This window comes from Staphylococcus simulans, from assembly GCF_025561465.1.
Taxonomy (GTDB): domain Bacteria; phylum Bacillota; class Bacilli; order Staphylococcales; family Staphylococcaceae; genus Staphylococcus; species Staphylococcus simulans.
Genome location: NZ_CP095100.1, coordinates 942,933 through 964,957, shown reverse-complemented (window position 1 = coordinate 964,957; position 22,025 = coordinate 942,933). Strand labels below are relative to the sequence as shown.

The 22,025-nt window shown below is 37.2% G+C and carries 27 protein-coding genes; 1 reads left to right on the top strand and 26 read right to left on the bottom strand.

Going from position 1 to position 22,025, the window contains the following annotated elements; genetic code table 11:
- Positions 1-70: 70 nt before the first annotated feature.
- Entirely contained in the window at positions 71-748 is a 678-nt protein-coding gene (locus MUA87_RS04260) for a transglycosylase family protein (protein ID WP_002481775.1), read from the bottom strand.
- 710 nt (positions 749-1,458) lie between these two features.
- Positions 1,459-1,875, bottom strand: coding sequence for a single-stranded DNA-binding protein (locus tag MUA87_RS04255; protein ID WP_002481776.1), 417 nt, complete (start codon positions 1,873-1,875; stop codon positions 1,459-1,461).
- 185 nt (positions 1,876-2,060) lie between these two features.
- On the opposite strand from MUA87_RS04255, the gene MUA87_RS04250 reads away from it, so the two are divergent.
- Positions 2,061-2,504 carry a YwpF family protein gene (locus MUA87_RS04250; protein WP_002481777.1) on the top strand — a complete coding sequence of 148 codons (444 nt, stop codon included), beginning with the start codon at positions 2,061-2,063 and terminating at the stop codon, positions 2,502-2,504.
- A 72-nt stretch (positions 2,505-2,576) separates the two neighbouring features.
- Here the strand turns inward: MUA87_RS04250 and fabZ are convergent, their stop codons facing one another.
- The 24 genes from fabZ to rho all read right to left on the bottom strand — a co-directional run bounded on the left by fabZ (position 2,577) and on the right by rho (position 21,852).
- Positions 2,577-3,014 (bottom strand): 3-hydroxyacyl-ACP dehydratase FabZ, encoded by a 438-nt coding sequence (gene fabZ / locus MUA87_RS04245; RefSeq protein WP_002481778.1) that lies wholly within the window; start codon positions 3,012-3,014, stop codon positions 2,577-2,579.
- 4 nt (positions 3,015-3,018) lie between these two features.
- Positions 3,019-3,144, bottom strand: a complete 126-nt coding sequence (locus tag MUA87_RS12860) for a DNA-directed RNA polymerase subunit beta (protein WP_353422199.1) — start codon at positions 3,142-3,144, stop codon at positions 3,019-3,021.
- An 80-nt stretch (positions 3,145-3,224) separates the two neighbouring features.
- Positions 3,225-4,496 (bottom strand): UDP-N-acetylglucosamine 1-carboxyvinyltransferase, encoded by a 1,272-nt coding sequence (gene murA, locus MUA87_RS04240; protein WP_002481780.1) that lies wholly within the window; start codon positions 4,494-4,496, stop codon positions 3,225-3,227.
- A gap of 109 nt (positions 4,497-4,605) precedes the next feature.
- On the bottom strand, positions 4,606-4,839 hold the full coding sequence (locus tag MUA87_RS04235) for a DUF1146 family protein (protein ID WP_002481781.1): 234 nt from the start codon (positions 4,837-4,839) through the stop codon (positions 4,606-4,608).
- A gap of 186 nt (positions 4,840-5,025) precedes the next feature.
- Positions 5,026-5,430, bottom strand: coding sequence for a F0F1 ATP synthase subunit epsilon (locus tag MUA87_RS04230; RefSeq protein ID WP_002481782.1), 405 nt, complete (start codon positions 5,428-5,430; stop codon positions 5,026-5,028).
- Between the two features lie 19 nt (positions 5,431-5,449).
- Positions 5,450-6,865 (bottom strand): F0F1 ATP synthase subunit beta, encoded by a 1,416-nt coding sequence (atpD, locus tag MUA87_RS04225; protein ID WP_002481783.1) that lies wholly within the window; start codon positions 6,863-6,865, stop codon positions 5,450-5,452.
- Between the two features lie 22 nt (positions 6,866-6,887).
- Entirely contained in the window at positions 6,888-7,751 is an 864-nt protein-coding gene (atpG, locus tag MUA87_RS04220; protein WP_002481784.1) for an ATP synthase F1 subunit gamma, read from the bottom strand.
- Between the two features lie 33 nt (positions 7,752-7,784).
- Positions 7,785-9,296, bottom strand: coding sequence for a F0F1 ATP synthase subunit alpha (gene atpA / locus MUA87_RS04215; protein ID WP_002481785.1), 1,512 nt, complete (start codon positions 9,294-9,296; stop codon positions 7,785-7,787).
- 22 nt (positions 9,297-9,318) lie between these two features.
- The gene (locus tag MUA87_RS04210) at positions 9,319-9,858 is read right to left on the bottom strand and encodes a F0F1 ATP synthase subunit delta (protein WP_002481786.1); all 540 of its coding nucleotides are present in this window, start codon (positions 9,856-9,858) and stop codon (positions 9,319-9,321) included.
- Positions 9,858-10,382, bottom strand: coding sequence for a F0F1 ATP synthase subunit B (locus tag MUA87_RS04205; protein ID WP_002481787.1), 525 nt, complete (start codon positions 10,380-10,382; stop codon positions 9,858-9,860). Before MUA87_RS04205 ends, MUA87_RS04210 begins: the two co-directional genes overlap by 1 nt.
- Positions 10,383-10,495: 113 nt before the next feature.
- Positions 10,496-10,708 (bottom strand): F0F1 ATP synthase subunit C, encoded by a 213-nt coding sequence (gene atpE / locus MUA87_RS04200; RefSeq protein ID WP_002481788.1) that lies wholly within the window; start codon positions 10,706-10,708, stop codon positions 10,496-10,498.
- A gap of 48 nt (positions 10,709-10,756) precedes the next feature.
- Positions 10,757-11,482, bottom strand: a complete 726-nt coding sequence (atpB, locus tag MUA87_RS04195) for a F0F1 ATP synthase subunit A (protein ID WP_002481789.1) — start codon at positions 11,480-11,482, stop codon at positions 10,757-10,759.
- Positions 11,483-11,515: 33 nt separating this feature from the next.
- Complete coding sequence (locus MUA87_RS04190) at positions 11,516-11,866, bottom strand: ATP synthase subunit I (RefSeq protein WP_002481790.1); 351 nt, start codon at positions 11,864-11,866, stop codon at positions 11,516-11,518.
- Positions 11,867-12,026: 160 nt separating this feature from the next.
- Entirely contained in the window at positions 12,027-13,178 is a 1,152-nt protein-coding gene (gene wecB / locus MUA87_RS04185; protein WP_262551327.1) for a non-hydrolyzing UDP-N-acetylglucosamine 2-epimerase, read from the bottom strand.
- 164 nt (positions 13,179-13,342) lie between these two features.
- A complete protein-coding gene (gene upp, locus MUA87_RS04180; RefSeq protein WP_002481792.1) occupies positions 13,343-13,972 on the bottom strand; it encodes a uracil phosphoribosyltransferase in 630 nt (209 codons plus the stop codon).
- Positions 13,973-13,995: 23 nt separating this feature from the next.
- The gene (locus MUA87_RS04175) at positions 13,996-15,234 is read right to left on the bottom strand and encodes a serine hydroxymethyltransferase (protein ID WP_002481793.1); all 1,239 of its coding nucleotides are present in this window, start codon (positions 15,232-15,234) and stop codon (positions 13,996-13,998) included.
- A 25-nt stretch (positions 15,235-15,259) separates the two neighbouring features.
- Positions 15,260-15,787 (bottom strand): TIGR01440 family protein, encoded by a 528-nt coding sequence (locus tag MUA87_RS04170; protein WP_023016114.1) that lies wholly within the window; start codon positions 15,785-15,787, stop codon positions 15,260-15,262.
- A gap of 114 nt (positions 15,788-15,901) precedes the next feature.
- Positions 15,902-16,336: a low molecular weight protein arginine phosphatase gene (locus MUA87_RS04165; RefSeq protein WP_002481795.1), complete on the bottom strand. Its 435-nt coding sequence runs from the start codon at positions 16,334-16,336 to the stop codon at positions 15,902-15,904.
- Positions 16,333-17,376: an L-threonylcarbamoyladenylate synthase gene (locus MUA87_RS04160; protein WP_002481796.1), complete on the bottom strand. Its 1,044-nt coding sequence runs from the start codon at positions 17,374-17,376 to the stop codon at positions 16,333-16,335. Before MUA87_RS04160 ends, MUA87_RS04165 begins: the two co-directional genes overlap by 4 nt.
- Before the next feature lie 107 nt (positions 17,377-17,483).
- A complete protein-coding gene (gene prmC / locus MUA87_RS04155; RefSeq protein ID WP_262551326.1) occupies positions 17,484-18,323 on the bottom strand; it encodes a peptide chain release factor N(5)-glutamine methyltransferase in 840 nt (279 codons plus the stop codon).
- Entirely contained in the window at positions 18,313-19,389 is a 1,077-nt protein-coding gene (gene prfA, locus MUA87_RS04150; protein ID WP_023016117.1) for a peptide chain release factor 1, read from the bottom strand. The genes prmC and prfA overlap by 11 nt, the downstream gene beginning before the upstream one ends.
- A gap of 2 nt (positions 19,390-19,391) precedes the next feature.
- Positions 19,392-19,991, bottom strand: coding sequence for a thymidine kinase (locus tag MUA87_RS04145; protein ID WP_002481799.1), 600 nt, complete (start codon positions 19,989-19,991; stop codon positions 19,392-19,394).
- Between the two features lie 151 nt (positions 19,992-20,142).
- Entirely contained in the window at positions 20,143-20,403 is a 261-nt protein-coding gene (locus tag MUA87_RS04140; protein WP_002481800.1) for a type B 50S ribosomal protein L31, read from the bottom strand.
- Positions 20,404-20,535: 132 nt separating this feature from the next.
- Positions 20,536-21,852 carry a transcription termination factor Rho gene (gene rho, locus MUA87_RS04135; RefSeq protein ID WP_002481801.1) on the bottom strand — a complete coding sequence of 439 codons (1,317 nt, stop codon included), beginning with the start codon at positions 21,850-21,852 and terminating at the stop codon, positions 20,536-20,538.
- Positions 21,853-22,025 lie beyond the last annotated feature (173 nt).

The following is a 22,025-nucleotide window of genomic DNA, read 5'->3' as shown; positions in this document are numbered from 1 at the left end:
GTTACCTCCTAAATTGGAGATAACCTGCCTGATAGATTTTTAACTATTTATTTATAATCAGTTAGCTGAATTATGCAGTAACCCAGTGACCTGCACCTGCGCCACCGTCATATAATTTAACAGCTGCTGCGTCTTGTACGCTTTCTGGTGCTGATGCTGGTGATTTACCTACCCATTCAGCTGGTGCTACTGAATCCCAAGTTGATTGTAAGAATTGGAATTTACCTGCTGCACCTGATGATGGGTTGATTGCGTGGATGTCGCCACCTGATTCACGTTGTGCAATTGCACGTAAGTGATCATTTAAACCAGCTGATGAACCAGTGCTTGCTGATTGTTGTGGAGCAGCTTGTTGAGCTTGAGGTGCTGCTTGTTGTGCTGGTGCTTGTTGAGTTGTTGCTTCTTGTGCTTGTGGTGCTGCTTGCTCAGCTACTGGAGCTTGTTGAGCTGCTGGTGCTTGTTGAGTTGTAGTTTGAGCTGCTGGTGCGTTACCGCCTGCTTGACCATAGCTCCAGCTCCAATATTGACCGTCTGATTCAAAGTTGAAGTCTAAACCATTATATTCAAAGTTAATATTATAAGCGCCTTCTTGTACAGGGCTTTCGTTTAATTGTTCAGGATTGTTTAATGCTGTTTCTGCTAATTGTGCTTGATCTGCATTTCCTTGTTCAGATGCGTGAGCTTCTGCTCCTACTCCTACTGCGAATAATGCTGCTGTTGCTGATGAAGCTACTAATAATTTTTTCATTTCTAAAAATCCTCCTATAAGGTAATTGTTTTTTCGTGTGATTAATATCATCAATTTGCAATTACAACTATATCATCTGAAATCAGGGTGTAGGTTACAACCAAATAAAAAAATACAGCTTAATTTTACGTGTAAATTACATTAAAATAAAATAGTTAGGTATCTTACTATCACTTCAAATCCTATTAATATCACATTCTAACTGAATTTTGACTCTTAACCTATGTAACATTTATGTAATCTTTCAGATAATTGAAGGGTTATTTTACCCTTTACATCGGCTAAAATTTCTAGAAAAAACCGCAATAAAACATGGTTTTTTCTCTGTCAAACGTCTTTTTATAAAAAAAGACCCTGCATAAAGTGAAATTTATGCAAAGTCTTGGTGAGTATTAGTATATTTAAAGAGTTTTTTATGGATTAAGTTGAAAGTACAAAATTGAAAATGGAGCAATCCAAGCATCTTTCGCAGTAAAAGCTATGCGTTGGACTAAATAGAGTTTAAAAATAGAGTTTGGAATAGATTATAGGAATCTTCCTATAATAGAAAGAAGGATAATTCTAACATCATAATGAATTACTTTTAATTAACGAGAGGACAGCATGATACTTTGAACAGGATAGAGATGAATACATCATGCTGGTTGTTGCAATTTGATTTTGGGAGATATGCAGTTAAGCATATATAATGTCAATGGATAACTTGGTAGTTAGAGATGAATGGCGTCGAAGGACGGGCTTCCTTCATATTCACCCATCAAAGTGTCCGTTTGTGCATGGTGTGATGAGAATTGACAACTTGAATTGTCATTCGGATGCGAGATAAATTTGATTGTTTCTACAACCAGCTCCATACCGAAATGTGTTTGATTATCTTTTTCATATTTGTAGGAATGCATATAGCCAGTAATACCGACAAGCGATCCTTTTTGTGTATAGCTGGCAATATTTCGGGCAATCTTGCCAAAAGCCTTACAATTAATAAAGTCTACAGATTGTTTGTTCTGGCCTTGATAGTTATAATGACGTTCTGTCGCAACACTAAAGTATACAATGTCTGATTCCTCCTTTGCTGTCAATTGAGGTTGTTTCGTCAATCTTCCTACAATAACGATTTTATTTAGCATTTTGTCACCTCCTTGGTTACTATCATATTCAGATTGATACATATCGTCAAAACACAAATTAAGAGAAATTTTATAGTTGATTGGTTAATTTTCTGTACTATTTCTCAAATATTTTTATCTTTTACGCTATACTAGAATCAGAAAGAAAAAATTTGCAGATTTTAAAAAGATTGGAGTGACTTCAATTGAAAACATTTAAAGCAGTCAGATTCCAAATTGTCACTGAACACGGTGGCGTTATAGAATATGAACTCTATGATGGTGTAATTATCAATAAAGAACAAAGCGGCACCGGCTGGTTGTTAGAAATTGTAATCTCCAGTAACCACTACGATATTATGAAAGAATATATGGATGATGAAACATTATTAGATATACGTGTTGTGATCACACGTCCTTCTAATGATCCTGCATTATTCGATGCAACAATTAAAAATATTTCATTATACGATAATGAGCGTATGTCTATTATTTTTGATTGCCACGTCTATACATTAAGACAAGTTTATGCTGAAAATTTATTAGCACAGCTTGTAGATGATGGATTATCTGGTGAAGAATTGAAGACTTCATTCAACCGTATGATGCAATCAAAACCACGTTTAAAAGACGAAAAAAGAGAAGATTAAAAAAAGACTGAGACAATATAGATGAATTAAAGCAATGCTTTATATCTATTGTCTCAGTCTTTTTATATCAGCTTATACATCTTGGATTGCGAATGTTAATTCACAGCTACATGCCAATTGACCATCAACAGTTGCTTTCGCAGTGCCTTTACCAATTGGTCCACGCATTTTAGTAATTTCAACTTCTAACTGTAATGTATCACCAGGTACAACTTGTCTTTTGAAACGACATTTATCAATACCAGCGAATAATGCGATTTTACCTTTGTTTTGTTCACTGTTTAAAATCGCAACTGCACCAGTTTGTGCTAATGCTTCAGTAATCAACACGCCTGGCATAACCGCGTATTCTGGGAAATGACCTTGGAAGAATGGTTCATTACCTGATACTTGTTTAATAGCCACACAACGTTGACCTTCTTCATACTCAACAACTTTATCAATTAATAAAAAAGGTTGACGGTGTGGGATAATGTTTTTAATTTGGTTATAGTCAAAAATTGTTTCCATGTTACTAGCCTCCAAAAATTTGCTTGAAATGATACCAAGTCTGGTATTCAAATATATTAAGCGGATTTTGATGATTCAATATAAAACCGATACACATACCGATGAAAAACATCAAAAGCATCATAAGCATAACGATGAGTATGTGAAAACCAATCGGTAATTTTATCACTTTAAAATAAAAGCGTTTAATCATCTTAATCCCCTACTTACTTATTTATTAACACGCTCAATATCAGCACCTAAAGCTTTAAGTTTACCGTTAAAGTTTACGTAACCTCTATCTAAGTGTTGTAATTCTGAAACTTCAGTAGTACCTTCAGCCACTAAACCGGCTAAAATCAATGCTGCTGCAGCACGTAAATCAGTTGCTTTCACTTGTGCGCCTTGTAAATGGCTTTTACCTGTAATTTTTGCATTGCGTCCTTCAACCGTAATTTGAGCATTCATTCGTTTGAATTCAGCAACATGCATAAAGCGATTTTCAAAGACAGTTTCTGTAATGACTTTATGTCCTTCAGCTGTTAACAATAACGCCATCATTTGTGATTGCATATCTGTAGGGAATCCTGGGTGTGGTAATGTTTTGATATCTACTGGTTGCAATTCACCTTCTGCAGATACTCGGATACCTTTATCTTCATATGATAAGTTGACACCCATTTCTTCTAGTTTATACAACAAGCTTGTTAAATGTTCTTTAATTGCACCTTTAACTAAAACATCGCCTCTTGTAATAGCGCCTGCTACAAGTAATGTACCAGCTTCAATACGATCTGGGATAATCGCATGTTCTACACCATGTAAAGCTTCGACACCATGAATCGTAATTGTATCTGTTCCTGCACCAGTTACATTACCGCCCATTTCGTTGATGTAGTTTGCTAGGTCAACGATTTCTGGTTCACGTGCAACATTCTCGATAACAGATTTACCTTTTGCTAATGAAGCCGCCATGATGATATTTTGTGTAGCACCTACACTTGGGAAATCTAAGTGAATCTCTGCACCTGTTAAACCATTTGCAGTTTCTGCAAAGACAAAGCCGTTTTCTAAATGAATTTTGGCACCTAGTGCTTCAAATCCTTTGATATGTTGTTCAATCGGTCTGCTTCCGATAGAGCAACCGCCTGGTAAAGCTACTTTTGCATGACCTAAACGTGCAAGCAATGGACCCATGACTAAAATACTCGCACGCATTTTACTGACATATTCATAAGGTGCTTCTGAATTCAATTGTTTCGTCGCATCAACTGTCACGCTGTTATCCTCTTTATGATACTCAATTTCAGCATTAAGCGTTGAAAGTACATTATTAATCGTTTCAACATCGCTTAACTCAGGCACATTATGTAATGTACTCGCTCCCTTTGAAGCTAACAATGATGCAGTTAAAATTGGCAATACTGCATTTTTTGCTCCCTCAACTTGTACTTCTCCTACTAGACGATTTCCGCCTTTAATAATCATTCTATCTCTATTCATTACTACTCCTCCACTTTTTAACTCCTGAACATCTTCAATTTAAAAATTTCTCATCTCTTCTATTACCTATTATTATATATGGAAAAACATTTGAATTACACTCAAACGATTAGCGGCCAAGATATTTAAGTTGCGTTGAAAATTGCAATAAATCTATGATGAAATTACTAACTCCTGTTCCGATTAAAATCGCAAGAAATATAATCAATACTTGTACTTGGACAGGATAACCCTTTTTAAAGAATTGATCCAACCTAATCGCATTCAATGCCCAATATGCGACACAGATACAAAGCACATGCATAATCAAATGCGCAATCGCAAATTGCCCTAAATATTCCATGATCTTTGTCGTCTCCTCAATTGTTTACTGTCTCATATTGTACATGAAAATAGAGTAAAATCATACATTCTTACTTAGAAATTCAAAATCCTAATATCTGTTCACTCATATGTTTACCCTAAAATTTGACATTAAAAAATAGGATATACCTCAAAGTGAGATATATCCTATACTTTATGGTTGTTATTATTTCATTTCCGAAACTTTAATGCGGTTTTCCGCACGTTCTAAAGCTCGTTCTGCTCTGTTAATGTCAGTATCTTCGTCATTGTTATTCAAATGTGATTCTGCTCTTTCTTTAGCCGATTTAGCACGTCTGATATCAATATCTTCAGCTTTTTCTGCTGTCTGTACAATAATTGATGTGCTTTCATGTCTGATTTCAACGAAACCATCACTGACCGCAATGAAATCAATCCCATCTGTATAATTTACTTTAACATAACCTGTTTTAATTGCTGTAACAGTTGGTAAATGGCCGGCCATTACACCAATGTCGCCTCCAACTGTCTGCAGAATCGCAATTTCAACATCATCTTGGTTATAAACAGAACCATTAGGAGTAACAATATTAACGTTCATTGTGTTCATTAAACTTTACCTCCTAATATTATACTTCAACACCCATGTCTTTAGCTTTTTCTAATACATCGTCCATGCTGCCGACTAAACGGAATGCATCTTCAGGGATGTGGTCATATTTACCTTCAAGAATGTCCTTGAAGTCTTCAACTGTACGCTTAACAGGTACGTATGAACCTTTTTGACCAGTGAATTGTTCTGCAACGTGGAAGTTTTGAGATAAGAAGAATTGAATACGTCTTGCGCGTTCAACTGTGCTCTTATCTTCATCAGATAATTCATCCATACCTAAGATTGCGATGATATCTTGTAATTCTCTGTATTTTTGTAATGTTGATTGTACACGACGAGCAACATCATAGTGTTCTTGACCAACGATGCTTGGTTCAAGCGCACGTGAAGTTGACGCTAATGGGTCAACGGCTGGGTAGATACCCATTTCTGTTAATTTACGCTCTAAGTTAGTTGTTGAGTCTAAGTGAGCGAAAGCTGTTGCTGGCGCTGGGTCAGTATAGTCATCGGCAGGTACGAATACCGCTTGGATAGATGTGATAGAACCTTTCATTGTAGAAGTGATACGTTCTTGTAATTGACCCATTTCTGTTGCCAATGTTGGTTGGTAACCAACGGCTGATGGCATACGGCCAAGCAATGCTGATACCTCAGAACCTGCTTGTGTGAAGCGGAAAATGTTATCGATGAATAAAAGAACGTCTTGTCCTTTAACATCACGGAAGTATTCAGCCATTGTTAAACCTGATAAAGCTACACGCATACGTGCACCAGGTGGTTCGTTCATTTGTCCGAATACCATCGCTGTTTTCTTGATAACACCACTGTCGCTCATTTCGAAGTACAAGTCGTTACCTTCACGTGTACGTTCACCAACACCTGCGAATACTGAAATACCGCCGTGTTCTTGAGCGATGTTATTAATTAATTCTTGGATTAATACAGTTTTACCTACTCCGGCACCACCGAATAAACCAACTTTACCACCTTTGATATATGGTGCTAATAAGTCTACTACTTTGATACCAGTTTCAAGTAGTTCAACTTTTGTTGATAATTCATCAAATTTAGGTGGTTGTCTATGAATTGGTTCACGTGGAACTGATTCAGAAATCGGTCCATCATTATCGATTGGATCACCTAAAACGTTAAATACTCTTCCTAACGTATCTTCACCGACAGGTACACTGATTGGACGACCAGTGTCTTTAACGTCGTCACCACGTTTAATTCCGTCTGTAGAGTCCATGGCGATAGTTCTAACTACGTCGTCGCCTAATTCAAGTGCTACTTCTAATGTAAGAGATTCAGTCGTGCCATCTTTCTTAGGTACATCTAGCACTAATGCGTTATTAATCTTAGGCAGTTCATCATGATTGAATCTTACGTCAATAACTGGACCCATGATTTGTGTTACGCGGCCTACACCCATTCTTTTTTCCTCCTTTAATATACTATTCAAGAGCTGTTGCGCCACCGACAATCTCAGTAATTTGTTGTGTGATTGCTGCTTGACGTGCTCGGTTATATTCTAATGATAAATCGTCAATAAGGTCGCTCGCATTATCAGAAGCATTCTTCATGGCAGTCATTCTAGATGCGTGCTCGCTGGCTTTCGCATTCAGAATTGAGCCGTAAATTAAGCTTTCTACATATTGCGGCAAAATAATATTTAAAATTGATTCTTTATCTGGTTCGAATTCATATGAAGACATTTGTCCATGTCCTGAACTTGTATCTTCTTCTGCTAATGGTAATACTCTTCTTGCAGTTGGCGTATTTTCAAGAACGTTGACGAATTTGTTGTAGTAAATTTCCAACTCATCAATATCACCGTTGCTATATAAATCGATTGCTTTCTTCGTTACAGAAGAAATATCTTTGTATGACGGTTGATCTGGAACATCCGGCAGTGCAAAGTCTACTTCATAGTCTCTGTTTTTGAAGAAATCAATACCTACTTTACCAAGAACGAGTAATTTATAATCGCTCTGACTTTCACCACGCGCTTCGATATCTTGTACCACTTTCTTCAAGATATTTGCGTTATATGCACCAGCTAATCCACGATCACTTGAAATAACTAAGTAACCACGTTTTTTAACCGGACGTTTCTTCAGCATCGGATGATTAGAAGTCGTTTGGCCTGCAACTGCTGTAATCGCATTTTGCATTTTTTCCATGTAAGGTTTGAACTGGTTCGTGTTACGTTGTGCTCTGTTGAGCTTAGAACTCGCTACCATGTTCATCGCTTTGGTAATTTGATTCATTTTTTTCGTCGACTTGATTCTTGAATCAATATCCTTTAGAGATCCCATTATTTCACCACCTTATTTATACTTCGCTTCATCTTACTCTTCAGAAATACTGAAACTGCGTTTGAAGTTTTCAATTGCGCTGTTCATTTTTTCTTTGTCAGGTAAAGTACCTTTTGTTTTGATTTCATCTAAGATTTCTGGCGCATTGTTTTTAGTCCAGCTGATGATTTCTGCTTCAAAACGTTGAACGTCTTGAACTGGGATATCATCTAAGAAGCCATTAACTAATGCGTAGATGATTAATACTTCATTTTGAACTGGTAATGGTTCGCCTTGTCCTTGTTTAAGAACTTCAACTGTACGTTTACCACGTTCTAATTTTCTTGCTGTGAATTCATCTAAGTCTGAACCGAATTGCGCGAATGATTCTAACTCACGGTATGAAGCTAAGTCTAAACGTAAAGTACCCGCAACTTTTTTCATTGCTTTAATTTGCGCTGAACCACCTACACGAGATACTGAGAATCCGGCGTTGATCGCTGGACGTACCCCTGAGAAGAACAAGTCTGATTCTAAGAAGATTTGTCCATCAGTGATTGAGATTACGTTTGTTGGAACATAAGCAGAGATATCTCCGGCTTGTGTTTCAATGATAGGTAATGCAGTAATTGAACCGCCACCTAATTCATCGTTCAATTTAGCTGCACGTTCTAATAATCTACTATGTAGATAGAAAACGTCACCTGGGTATGCTTCACGACCTGGTGGTCTGCGAAGTAATAATGAAAGTTCACGGTAAGCTGCTGCTTGTTTAGTTAAATCATCATAAACGATTAACACTTGTTTACCGTCGAACATGAATTCTTCACCCATTGCTACACCTGCATATGGCGCAATGTATAATAATGGAGCTGGGTCAGCTGCTGACGCAGTTACAACGATTGTGTAATCTAAAGCACCATGCTGTCTTAATTTTTCTACAGTCGCACGTACTGTTGATTCTTTTTGACCAATTGCTACATAGATACAAATCATGTCTTGATCCGCTTGGTTCAAGATTGTATCGATTGCAATTGTTGTTTTACCAGTTTGACGGTCACCGATGATTAACTCACGTTGACCACGACCGATTGGTACTAATGCGTCAATCGCTTTAATACCTGTTTGTAATGGTTCGTCAACTGATTTTCTTGCCATAACGCCTGTTGCTTTTTCTTCAACTGGGCGTGTTTTATTTGTTTCAATTGGACCTTGTCCATCAAGTGGTTGACCTAATGGATTCACGACACGACCGATTAATTCTTCACCTACAGGCACCTCCATGATACGTCCTGTACGTTTAACTTCGTCGCCTTCTTTAATGTCAGTGTATGGTCCTAAAATTACAATACCGACGTTAGATTCTTCTAAGTTTTGAGCTAGTCCAAGCACACCATTATGGAATTCTACTAACTCACCAGCCATAACGTCGTTTAATCCGTGAACTAATGCAATACCGTCACCAATCTGAATTACTGTACCAACATCAGTAACAGACATCTCTGACTCATAATTTTCAATTTGTGAGCGAAGTAATGCACTAATCTCTTCAGCTTTTATGGCCATCTATGTCACTCCTCTATAATTATTATTTCGTTCTAGTAAATCTTCTCTCTAAGTTAATAAGATCATTTTGAATACTGCCGTCATATACTTTAGTTCCTACAGTTGTTCTCAACCCGCCGATGAGTGCTGGATTGATTTCATTTGTAAGAATGACTCTTTCAAGTCCTGTACGTTGAATTAAAGACTCCCCTACTTTGTCCAGTTCTTCTGGAGAAAGCTCATATACAGACTCAACCGTTGCAAAGTCTTGATTATAGTGTTGATTGTATAAACCTTGGAATGCTCTGAATACTTCAGAGATAATCGCAAGATTTCGATTTTCAGCTAAGACATATAACATGTTTTTTAAGTATTCATTGATATCTTGGAATGTTGCATCAACAAAAGCTTTGCGGTTTTGTGCAATATTCTTTGGATCTTCATCGAAAGATTTTAATTTCTCTTTATAAGGAATTACTGCTTCATCAATAACAGCAAATTCATCGTACATTAAATCTAAAACATCTTTATCGAGTGACGTTTCATACAGTGCTTGGGCATATTTTTTAGCAACATCTGCCATTATTTATCCCCTACCTCTTTAATGTACTTGTCGATCAAGTCTTTTTGATCTTGTTCTGAGATATCTTTTTGTAAAATTTTAGATGCAATCAGAACTGATAGTTTAGAAACTTCATCGTTGATTTCAGAGATTGCACGTTCTTTTTGGCTGTTGATTTCACTTTGTGCAGTTTCAATCATGCCGTTTGCACGGACGTTAGCTTCATGAATGATTTGTTCATGTTGGTCACGCGCTTGAACTTTTGCTTCTTCTAAGATTTTTTGAACCTCTTCTTGAGTTTCTCTTAGTGTTTGTCTATTTCGTTCTTCTAATTTTTGAGCATTAATTTTAGCTTGTTCTGCATCATCGATATCTTTGTTGATATCGCGTTCACGTTTATCCATGACTTGTTTCAATGGACCCCATGCGAACTTTTTAAGCAATGCTAAAAGGATTAAGAAAGTAATTAATGTTACTAATGCTGAACCCCATTCAACACCGCCGCCTGCAGCACCTAAAACTAATGTGTTTGTAGTCGCAGTCACAGTACTTGGACACTCCTTTCATTCAAAGTCCTCTATTGGCTCTTACGATAGTTGTTTACGAAAGAAATGGCGAGAGTCGATGTGAGACTTCGCCGTTAGTATCGATGTATAAATTACATGAATAAGACGATGAATGTGATAACAAGGCCAAGGATAGGTAATGCCTCAACTAAACCGATACCGATGAACATGATTGACATTAATTGTCCACGTGCTTCTGGTTGACGTGCTACACCTTCAACTGTTCTAGATACAATAAGACCGTTACCAATACCTGCACCAAGTGCTGATAAACCAATTGCGATTGCCGCTGCGATTAAATTCATATTAAAAAATCCTCCTAAATATTTTTATAAAATTTTAATGTGGAAAAACTAGTGGTCGTCCGCAACTTTGTGGGACATGTATACCATGGATAACATGATAAAGATATACGCTTGGATCGTACCGATGAAAATCGAGAATGCTTGCCAAGCAATTAAGCCTGGAATACCGATAATCCAACCCCAAGCTGCATGGCCTATGATTAAAGTAGATAATAAGCCGATTAAAATTTCACCAGCGTAAATATTACCGTATAAACGTAGACCGAGCGTCAATGTATTTGTAAATTCTTCAAATATATTGACAGGTGTTAACGCTAAGAAAGGCTGAGCATAATTTTTAAAGTAACCTTTCGCTCCGCGCAACTTGATACCGTAGTAATGTGTCAACAGAATCATTAACATTGCCAACGTCAGAGTAACTGTGGCATCAGCTGTCGGAGATTTCCACCATAGCGTATGGTCGATGACTATCGCAAATGGCAGTCCTAACATGTTACCGATAAAGATAAACATAATTAATGTTACTGCCAAGAAGTGGAATTGACCGCCATGTCTCCATGCAAGGTTACTCTCGATGATGCCTCTAACAAAGTCAAAGACCCATTCGATGAAGTTCTGTTTGCCAGTCGGTCGTTTCTGTAAGTTACGTGTACAAGCTATGGCTATTGCTAAAACAATAATTGCTGTAATAATTACCATTAAAATACTAGCCAAGTTGAATTTGATATCTAAACCAAATAGCTCCCATGTAACTACAGGGCTTTTATGTTGCATATAATACTCACCTCTTTCATTCGTTGATTTGTATTACATTTTGTGAAGAAATGGTCGAAAAATGATTAATAAGTATGAAATCATTAAACCAATCATTACACCAATAATATTCACTTGGTTTTTGAAATAAACCCAGATAATACAAGCAGCAAGTGCCACTAAAAAGCGCCATATCCCACCTGTAGATATCTGAGACGTTTCTTGTTTCTGCGCCTGAGATAAATATAATTCAAAGATGTATGTATTGATCAAGGAACCAAATGAACCGATGATAAGACCAATAATGAAAGGCTTTGGTATAAAAATTGCTATTACAACCAAGGCTAACAACCAATAAATGTAATATTGAAGATATTGCTTAAAAATTAAGTTGAACTGTTTCATTTATTGTGCCTCATTTCACATGGAGATACGAATCATTTGTAAACCATTTCATCCATACATTTTTAATCATAATATAGCAATGGAACGCGTGTCAATTACATTCAAAACATGCAATTCTTATGAGTGATTTTTGTCACAAATTAGACACATTTTTAACAAATCATTCATAATTGTCTTTATTTTCATTAAAATCTACAGGTTTTTCGCTTGTCAGATTAAAATAATACTTAATATTGTCACAAATGCGTTTCGAAGCTTTACCATCTCCATAAGGATTGGCAGTTTCACTCATTTGCTGATAAAGTGCTTGATTCGTTAATAATAATTCAGCTTCTCGATACACATCTTCTTCCTCCGTACCAGTCAATTTCAAGGTACCCGCTTCTACACCTTCAGGTCGTTCTGTTGTATCTCTTAATACTAAAACTGGTTTGCCTAAAGATGGTGCTTCTTCTTGAATACCGCCTGAATCTGTCAGTATCAAATAAGACTGATGGGCAAAGTTATGAAAATCTACGACATCTAAAGGTTCTATCAATTCTATGCGATCATGATCACTGAGATACTGTTGTGCAATTTCACGTACTTTAGGATTCTTATGCATAGGATAAACCAACACCACATCCTCATGAGCTTCCACTAATCTTCGTGCTGCACTGAAAATATGTGCCATGGGTTCACCTAAATTTTCTCTACGATGCGCTGTCAATAAAATAACGCGCTTGCCTTTATGACGTTTCATCACTTCTGAATGATAATCCTTTTGAATTGTAGTATTCATAGCATCAATGGCAGTGTTGCCTGTAATTACAACTTTAGCGCTAGGTATATTCTCTTTTAATAGATTCGCTTTCGCTTGTTTTGTCGGCGCAAAATGAATATCTGATAAACAGCTGATCATTTGGCGATTCATCTCTTCAGGATAAGGCGAATACTTATTCCAAGTTCTTAATCCAGCTTCTACATGACCTATAGCGACTTGATTGTAAAATGCTGCTAAACCGCTGGCAAATGCAGTCATCGTATCACCATGGACTAATATCATATCTGGTTTCTCTTGTTGAATAATAGCTTCCAATCCTTTTAAAACTCTAGAAGTAATATCTGATAATGTTTGCCCTGCCTTCATAATATTTAAATCATAATCTGGTTGAATATCAAACGTTTCTAGTACAGCATCAAGCATTTCTCTATGTTGAGCCGTAACGACAACCATAGGTTCTAGCGCTTCTTCATGTTTTAATTGATTGACTAATGGCGCCATTTTGATTGCTTCAGGTCGCGTGCCGAAGATTGTCATTATTTTCTTCAAGTCAATGCCTCCTATACAGAGAAAGAGTATGCAATGTTATGGCATCACAGATTGAACTTTCTGTTCATCTACGCTAAACAATTTGCATACTCTTATATCTATTTATCTCTTATTTCCATTTAAAGCATGCACATAGGTTAATATGTGTGACTGCTGAACACTTCTTATTTTGTACCGAATAAACGGTCTCCAGCATCACCTAAACCTGGGATGATATATGCTTTATCATTCAATTTTTCATCAAGTGCTGCAATATAAATATCAACATCCGGGTGCGCTTCTTGAAGTAATTCCACACCTTCAGGCGCAGCAATCAAGCACATGAAACGAATATGTTTCGCACCACGATTTTTCAACGAGTTGATAGCTTCAATTGCTGAAGCACCTGTTGCTAACATTGGATCTACGACAATAATTTGTCTTTCCTCAATATCTTGAGGCAATTTAACAAAGTATTCGACTGCTTCCAATGTTTCTGGGTCACGATATAAACCGACATGACCGACACGCGCTGCAGGGATTAAGCTTAAGACACCTTGTGTCATACCTAAACCAGCTCTAAGAATCGGTACAAACGCTAGTTTTTTACCAGATAATCTTTTCGCTACCGTTTTAGTCACGGGCGTTTCGATTTCAACATCTTGAAGTTCCAGATCTCTTGTCACTTCATATGCCATTAACATACCGACTTCGTCTACTAACTCTCTGAACTCTTTTGTTCCAGTGTGTACGTCACGGATGTAACTTAATTTGTGTTGAATTAACGGATGATCAAATACATGTACTTTTCCCATAAAGGAATAGCCTCCTTGTTCTCTTATTTATATAGTGGATGTTTTGAAGTCAAAGCTTGTACGCGTTCAGAAGCTTCTTTTAACTTCGCTTCATCTTTAGGATTTTGAACAACTAGGCTGATGATTTTACCTACTTCTTCAAAGTCTTTTTCATCGAATCCACGTGTTGTTGCAGCTGGTGTACCTAAACGTAAACCGCTTGTTACGAATGGTTTTTCTTGGTCAAATGGAATTGTGTTTTTGTTACAAGTAATGCCCACTTCATCTAATGCTTCTTCCGCTTCTTTACCTGTAATACCAAATGAACCTTTAACATCAACCGCTACTAAGTGGTTTTCTGTACCACCAGAAACAACTCTGAAGCCTTCATTGATTAACGTATCAGCTAATGCTTTTGCATTTTTGATGACTTGTTCTTGATAAACTTTGAACTCAGGTTGCAATGCTTCACCGAATGCTACTGCTTTTGCCGCAATAACATGTTCTAATGGTCCACCTTGAATACCTGGGAAAATTGTTTTATCAATTTGTTTCGCATATTCTTTTTTAGTAAGAATCATACCGCCACGAGGGCCTCTTAAAGTTTTATGCGTTGTAGTTGTCACAAAATCAGCATAGTCTACTGGGTTTTGATGTAAACCTGCAGCTACTAAACCAGCGATATGTGCCATGTCTACCATTAATTTAGCACCGACTTCATCAGCAATTTCTTTGAATTTCTTGAAGTCGATTTCTCTTGGGTAAGCTGATGCTCCCGCAACGATTAATTTAGGTTTGTTTTCTTTCGCAAGACGACGTACCTCTTCGTAATCGATGCGTTCTGTTTCTTTATCTACACCGTATTCGACAAAGTTATAAAATTGTCCGCTGAAGTTGACTTTAGCACCATGTGTCAAGTGACCGCCATGGCTTAAGTTCATACCTAATACAGTGTCACCGTAATCCAATGCAACTAAATAAACTGCCATGTTTGCTTGTGAACCTGAATGTGGTTGTACGTTAACGTGTTCTGCACCAAATAACTCTTTCGCACGTTCAATCGCTAATGTTTCTGTTACATCTACAAATTGGCAGCCGCCATAATAACGGCGTCCTGGGTAACCTTCAGCATACTTGTTAGTCAATACTGAACCTTGTGCTTCCATTACTGCTTCTGACACAAAGTTTTCTGATGCGATTAATTCAATGTTGTTATTCTGACGATTGTATTCGTTTTGAATAGCTTCAAATACTGCTTTGTCTTCCTTTTCGATAAATGACATGACATCATTCCCCCAATTCATTTAGTTATAAAGTATAGTGAGCACGTTCGCCGCCGATTAGCTTAGGTCTAGAAGTCGCAAGTGTCACGACCGCATCCCCGACACGCTTCACTGAAGTACGTACAGGTACTGCAACATGTTTGATATGCATACCGATCATTGTTTGACCGATATCAATACCGCAATCAGCAGTGATATGTTCAACAACCATCGGATTGTCTAAGTGACGATAAGCATATGTCGACATACTGCCGCCAGCATGCGTTGCGGGCACAACTGTAACTTCTTCCATTGTAAGTGGATTGAAATGTTCTCTTTCGATAGTAATTGCCCTATTGATATGCTCGCAACCTTGGAATGCAAAAGTGACACCTGTCTCTTTACGGATTTCCATCAAAGCATCAAAGATTTCTTGTGCTACTTCCATTGAACCGACTGAGCCGATTCGCTCACCGATAACCTCAGATGTTGAACAACCAATAACACAAATTTCTCCGGGTTTGAAGAAATCTTGTTCTTTTAACTCATTAAGCAATAACTTCAAATTTTCCATTTAATTCCACCCCTTTGTAAACTCATCTCAAGCGAAAACAGAAAAGTTCTCGCTTATGTAAAGCAAACGATGCTATATAGTTGCTATTATAACGCATTTAAAGCTCAACTCATACTAATTATTAACATCTTTTTCCAATCTTAACTTCACTTCGTTCAATAAGTAATTCAGTTCATTATAAATCTGTTGGTATTGATTGAGGTCTCCGCCATAGGGATCTGAAACTTCACCTTTTTGGCCTGCAAACTCATAAAGCGTATATACCGGTAATGGTTGCGCATACATCATTTCAAGTTGTTGCTTATGTCCTTCAGTCATTGTCAAAATCAAGTCTGCATCTAAATCACTTTCAGACAACTGACAAGCCTTTGTCGGCGAATCTAAATTTTTTTCTTCTAAAATAGATTGTGTATGTGCAGCTGCAGTTTGACCATTCATCGCAAATAAACCTCTTGAATAAAAGGTATGTTCAGGCATTAATGATTTCGCAATACTTTCAGCCATTGGACTGCGACATGTATTTCCTGTACAAACAAAGATTATTTTCACAGTTGATCCGCTCCTATTTGTTGATTACCTGTTGCTTTTTCTAAACGATTTAAGAAAGCTGTACTTTCATCTGTAGGTTCAAAACGATAAATATAACCTTGTTCAATGGATTCATCCGTATCAAGCTCGTGCAGAATTTGATATAGCATATGATTTGCGGATTTTAAATCAGTGACATCTTTTGCAAGTTCGCGATAAATAGCATCTTTTGGCAAGTAAGCTTGCAATGTCGCAGGTACCGCAAACAATGTATGCGACCAATCTTTATCCTCTGAAATAGCTTGTGTTAAACTTGTCAGCATCGCTACAGGTGTTTGTGGTGAATAATGTTTATACTTCATACCTGGTGCGATTGGTTTTTCTGTATTTAATTGTGCATCGTGGTCTACAGAACCTGGCAATACAGAGTCAATCATTTCTTCTGTTATCGCACCTGGTCTTGCAATTCTATAAGGATATTGTGTGCAGTCAAGTACTGTACTTTCTAAACCTTCTTCACTTTGATCACCATTTACTATTCCTTCTACCCGTCCGTCCATATCATTAAAGACATGTGAGAAAGTTGTAGGTGAAGGTCTGCCGCTAATATTAGCACTCGGTGCAGCAATCGGCAGATTTGTATATTTCAAAATAGCACGACCAATAGGATGACTCGGCATTCTCACTGCGATAGAGTCAAGACCTCCTGAGACACGTTCACATAAGTAACCTGGTTTCAACGGTAAGATAAAAGAAATCGGCCCTGGCCAAAACGCATCCATTAATTGTTCCACTTCTTTTGAATAAGAAGCCACAAAATCATTCAATTGGCTTTTATCATGAATATGAATGATTAAAGGATTATCAGATGGACGTCCTTTCGCTTCATAGATACGACGTACGGCTTGATCATCACATGCGTTAGCTCCTAATCCATAAACTGTCTCTGTCGGAATTGCGACTAAACCGCCCGCATGATAGATGTCACTGATTTCATTTAATGCACGTTGACCTTGTTCTGTCTGTAATTGGTTACGTAAATCCCATGTTTTTGTCATCATTTTCTGCTGCACGTCCTTTCAATTTAATTGTAAAACAAAATAAGAAGTTATGCGAGAACAGGGAATGTGCGATTCCCCTTCTTCTCCCATAACTTCTCATCCTCTGTTTAAGCTGACCATTTAAATGCGACAATTCGATCATTTTGATTAATATCAGCGACGACTTCAACTTGTACTTTTGGATACATGGTTTCAATCATCGTTTTTAATACTGCGCCTTGATTATAACCGATTTCAAAGACGACAAGTGCCTGATCATTTAAAACATACGGCAATTTTTCAATGATCGCACGATAAATCGCTAAACCTTGTTCATCTGCGAATAAAGCTTGATGTGGTTCATAATTCAAAACTGTTTCGGCCATATCGACAGATTCACTTTCATCAATATACGGCGGATTAGAAATCAAACCATCTAAACGAATACCTTGTTTAATGTAAGGTTCCAAGTCACTGCCTTGTATAAAAGCAATTTCTGTTTGATGCAGCTTCGCATTAGCTTCAGCAATAGTTAACGGTCCTTCATATAAATCTGACGCATACACTGTCAAACTTGGTTCTAAACGTTTTAAGGAGACAGCTAAAATACCGCTTCCCGTCCCAATATCTGCCGCCACACTTTGCTTAGGCAAACGTTCTAAAAAGTACATGAGCACTTCTTCTGTTTCAGGTCTTGGTATTAAGCAACGTTCATCTACTTGAAACTTTTCTCCTAAGAAACTTTGAAAGCCAGTGATATATTGAATCGGTTCCCCTGTCAACATACGTTCGACCGCTTGTTGATATAACCGTTCATGTTCTTCTGGCATGGTATCCTGCATATGCATTACATAGTCCGTCAACGACCAATCTAATAAATCTAGCAACAGCCATTCTGCGCGTTTCGATTCATAACCACGAGCAGTCGCTTGTTTTGAGGCAGCTTGAACCGCTTCTTTATAATTCAACGTTGTTCAATTCTTTCAATTTCTCTGTCTGTTCAGACATTGTTAACGCATCGATAATTTCATCTAATTTACCTTCGATAATTTGATCTAACTTTTGAATTGTTAAACCGATACGGTGATCAGTGACACGATTTTGTGGATAGTTATACGTACGAATACGTTCTGAACGGTCCCCAGTACCCACTGCTGATTTTCTTTCAGATGCGTATTTTTCTTGTTCTTCTTGTAATTTCATATCATACACACGTGCTTTCAACACTTTCAATGCTTTTTCACGGTTTTGAATTTGTGATTTTTCAGATGATGTCGCAATAATACCTGTTGGTAAATGCGTAATACGTACTGCTGAGTCAGTCGTATTGACGTGCTGACCACCTGAACCACTTGAACGATATGTTTCAATTTTCAAGTCTTCATTTCTAATTTCAATTTCTACATCTTCCGCTTCAGGCAGTACCGCTACAGTAGCAGTTGACGTATGAATACGACCGCCTGATTCAGTTTCAGGTACACGTTGTACACGGTGTGCGCCATTTTCGTATTTCAATTTAGAATAAGCACCTTGACCATTGATAATAAAGCTGATTTCTTTGAAACCGCCATGGTCACTGTCATTCATTTCAATGACTTCAGTTTTATATCCTAGTGCTTCACTGTAACGTGAATACATACGGTATAAATCACCCGCAAAGATGGCTGCTTCATCTCCACCTGCTGCGGCACGGATTTCAACGACAACGTTCTTGTCATCATTTGGGTCTTTAGGAATCAATAATAGTTTTAATTGTTCTTCTAAATCAGGTAATGTATTTTTTAATTCGCTGATATCTGATTTCAACATGTCGACTTCTTCTTTGTCTGTTGTTTCATTCAGCATTTCATTCATTTCTTCAATATCTTCTTTGTTTTGTTTATACTCACGATAAACATCTACTGTTTTTTGTAAATCAGATTGTTCTTTTGAGTATTCACGCAGTTTATCAGAATCACTGACCACATCTGGATCACTCAGTAATTCGTTCAACTGTTCATAACGTTCTTCAACAATGTCTAATTGATCAAACATGATTATAATTCCTCCTTCTCAGTCTCACTTGGTGCGACAATATGATGTGCACGACATCTTGGTTCATAACTTTCATCTGCACCAACCATAATAATCGGATCATCCGCTTTGGCAGGTCTGCCATTAATCAAACGTTGCGTTCTGCTGGCAGGTGCACCACAGACTGCACAAACGGCTTGTAACTTTGTGACAAGTTCACTGACTGCCATTAGTTGAGGCATCGGTTCAAAAGGTTCACCTCTGAAATCCATATCCAATCCAGCAACAATCACACGATGACCTTGTTCAGCCAACTCTTGTGCGATATCTACTACTGAATGTTCAAAGAATTGTACTTCATCAATACCGATGACATCTACCCCTGTTAAATCCTGTTCAAAGATTTCTTCAGCTGCTTTAATTGTAATGGCTTCTATCGCATTACCATTATGCGATACCACTTTTTCTTTATGGTAACGATTATCTATTGCAGGTTTAAATACAACGACTTTCTGTTTTGCATACATGCCGCGTTTTAATCTGCGGATTAATTCTTCAGATTTACCGCTGAACATGCTGCCGGTAATACATTCAATCCAGCCGGAATGATAAGTTTCATACATTATGCTTTTCCTTCCTTTTCAAAACAAAATCATCTCATTATATCATATTTTTAATTTTGATAGAGAAATAACTGCAAGAAAATCCAAATGAATTCGGACAAAAAAGTAAAAAAACTCTCGCTTCAAAAGCGAGAGTAAATGACATTCAATATTATTGATTGTTGTTTGATTTAAGACCGAATTTTTTGTTGAATCGTTCAACACGGCCATCCGCTGCTGCGAATTTTTGACGACCTGTGTAGAATGGATGTGAGTCAGATGAAATATCTAAACGGATAACTGGATATTCATTACCATCTTCCCATTCCATTGTTTCTGATGATGTTTTAGTTGAACCACTTAAGAATTTATAGTTAGTAGTAGTATCTAAGAAAATTACTTTGTGGTATTCAGGATGGATTCCTTGTCTCATTATTATTTTCAGCTCCTTTGCCCTGAACCATCTGGAACAGAGTTATTTGTGAGTTTTTACCCAATACTTAGTAATTATAATTGTTACCAGAATAAATTGCAACCCATTCTGGAAGACAAATCAAATTTATATTTAAATGATCGGCTTGCCTGTACGCTTGCTGTCTTCAGCTGCTTTTTGTAATTGTTGGAAGAATTCTTCATTATTTTTCGAACGCTTTAACTTTCTGATGAAACGTTCTGTGAAGTCTGTAGAATCTGTAAACATATTACGTAATTGCCATAAGCTTTCTAAATCTTTCTTATCTACCAGCAATTCTTCTTTACGTGTTGAGCTTCGACCAATATCAATAGCTGGGAAGACACGTCTTTCAGCTAATTTACGATCTAAATGAAGCTCCATGTTACCTGTTCCTTTGAATTCTTCATAAATTAAATCGTCCATTCTAGAACCTGTATCAATCAATGCAGTGGCTAAAATCGTTAAGCTGCCGCCTGCTTCAATATTTCTTGCCGCACCAAAGAAATGTTTAGGTTTGTGTAATGAAGCCGGATCTAAACCACCTGATAAAGTACGTCCGCTTGGTGGAATAACTAAGTTGTATGCACGTGCTAATCGTGTAATAGAGTCCATTAAAATAATGACGTCTTCTCCGATTTCAACTAAACGTTTCGCACGTTCTAGTAATAATTCAGCAACTTTCACATGATGTTCTGGCGGCTCATCAAATGTTGAATGCACTACTTCTGCATCATCACTTGAACGTTCAATATCTGTTACCTCTTCTGGTCGTTCTCCAACTAATAAAATGAACAATTTAGCTTCTGGTTTGTTTGCTGAAATGGCGTTCGCAATTTCTTTAAGCAACGTTGTTTTACCTGCTTTAGGCGGTGCGACAATTAAACCACGTTGGCCTAAACCAATCGGTGAAACCAAGTCCATAATACGTGTGGAATAGTTAGTTGATTTTGTTTCTAATCGAATACGTTCATCTGGATATAGTGGTGTAAGTGCTTGGAAGTGAGGACGTTTTTTGACTTCTTCTGCATTGTGATCATTAACGAAGTCAACTTGCAGTAAACCATAATATTTCTCATTATCTTTTGGCTTTCTGACTTTACCTGTAACCTTATCCCCTCGTTTGATTTCAAAACGGCGGATTTGGCTTGCAGAAATATAAATATCTTTTTCGCCCTTGGAATAGTTGACTGTTCTTAAAAAACCGTAACCGTCAGGTTGAATATCATCTAAGATACCTTCCATATAATAGTTGCCGTCTTTTTCCATTTGAGCTTCCATGATAGCTAATACTAATTCTTTTTTATTAAGTTTACTATAATTTGTAAGTTTAAGAGATTTTGCTTTTTGAGTTAGCGCTTTAGTAGTGTTGTTCTTATAAAGTTCGTGGAAAGACTCGTATTGAGGAGATGTACGTTCTCTTTCAGGCATGTTTGACACTCATTTCGTTTTAATTTTACGTATTTACTTATTATAAAGTATTTTTCATAAGATAACCATAGCAAATTTCCATTTTAATTACAAAAACAATCATTGGTCTAACGTTATCAATTGCGTATAATTAACTATTTCTCCATTAAAAAAGCTGGACACTTTCGTGCCCA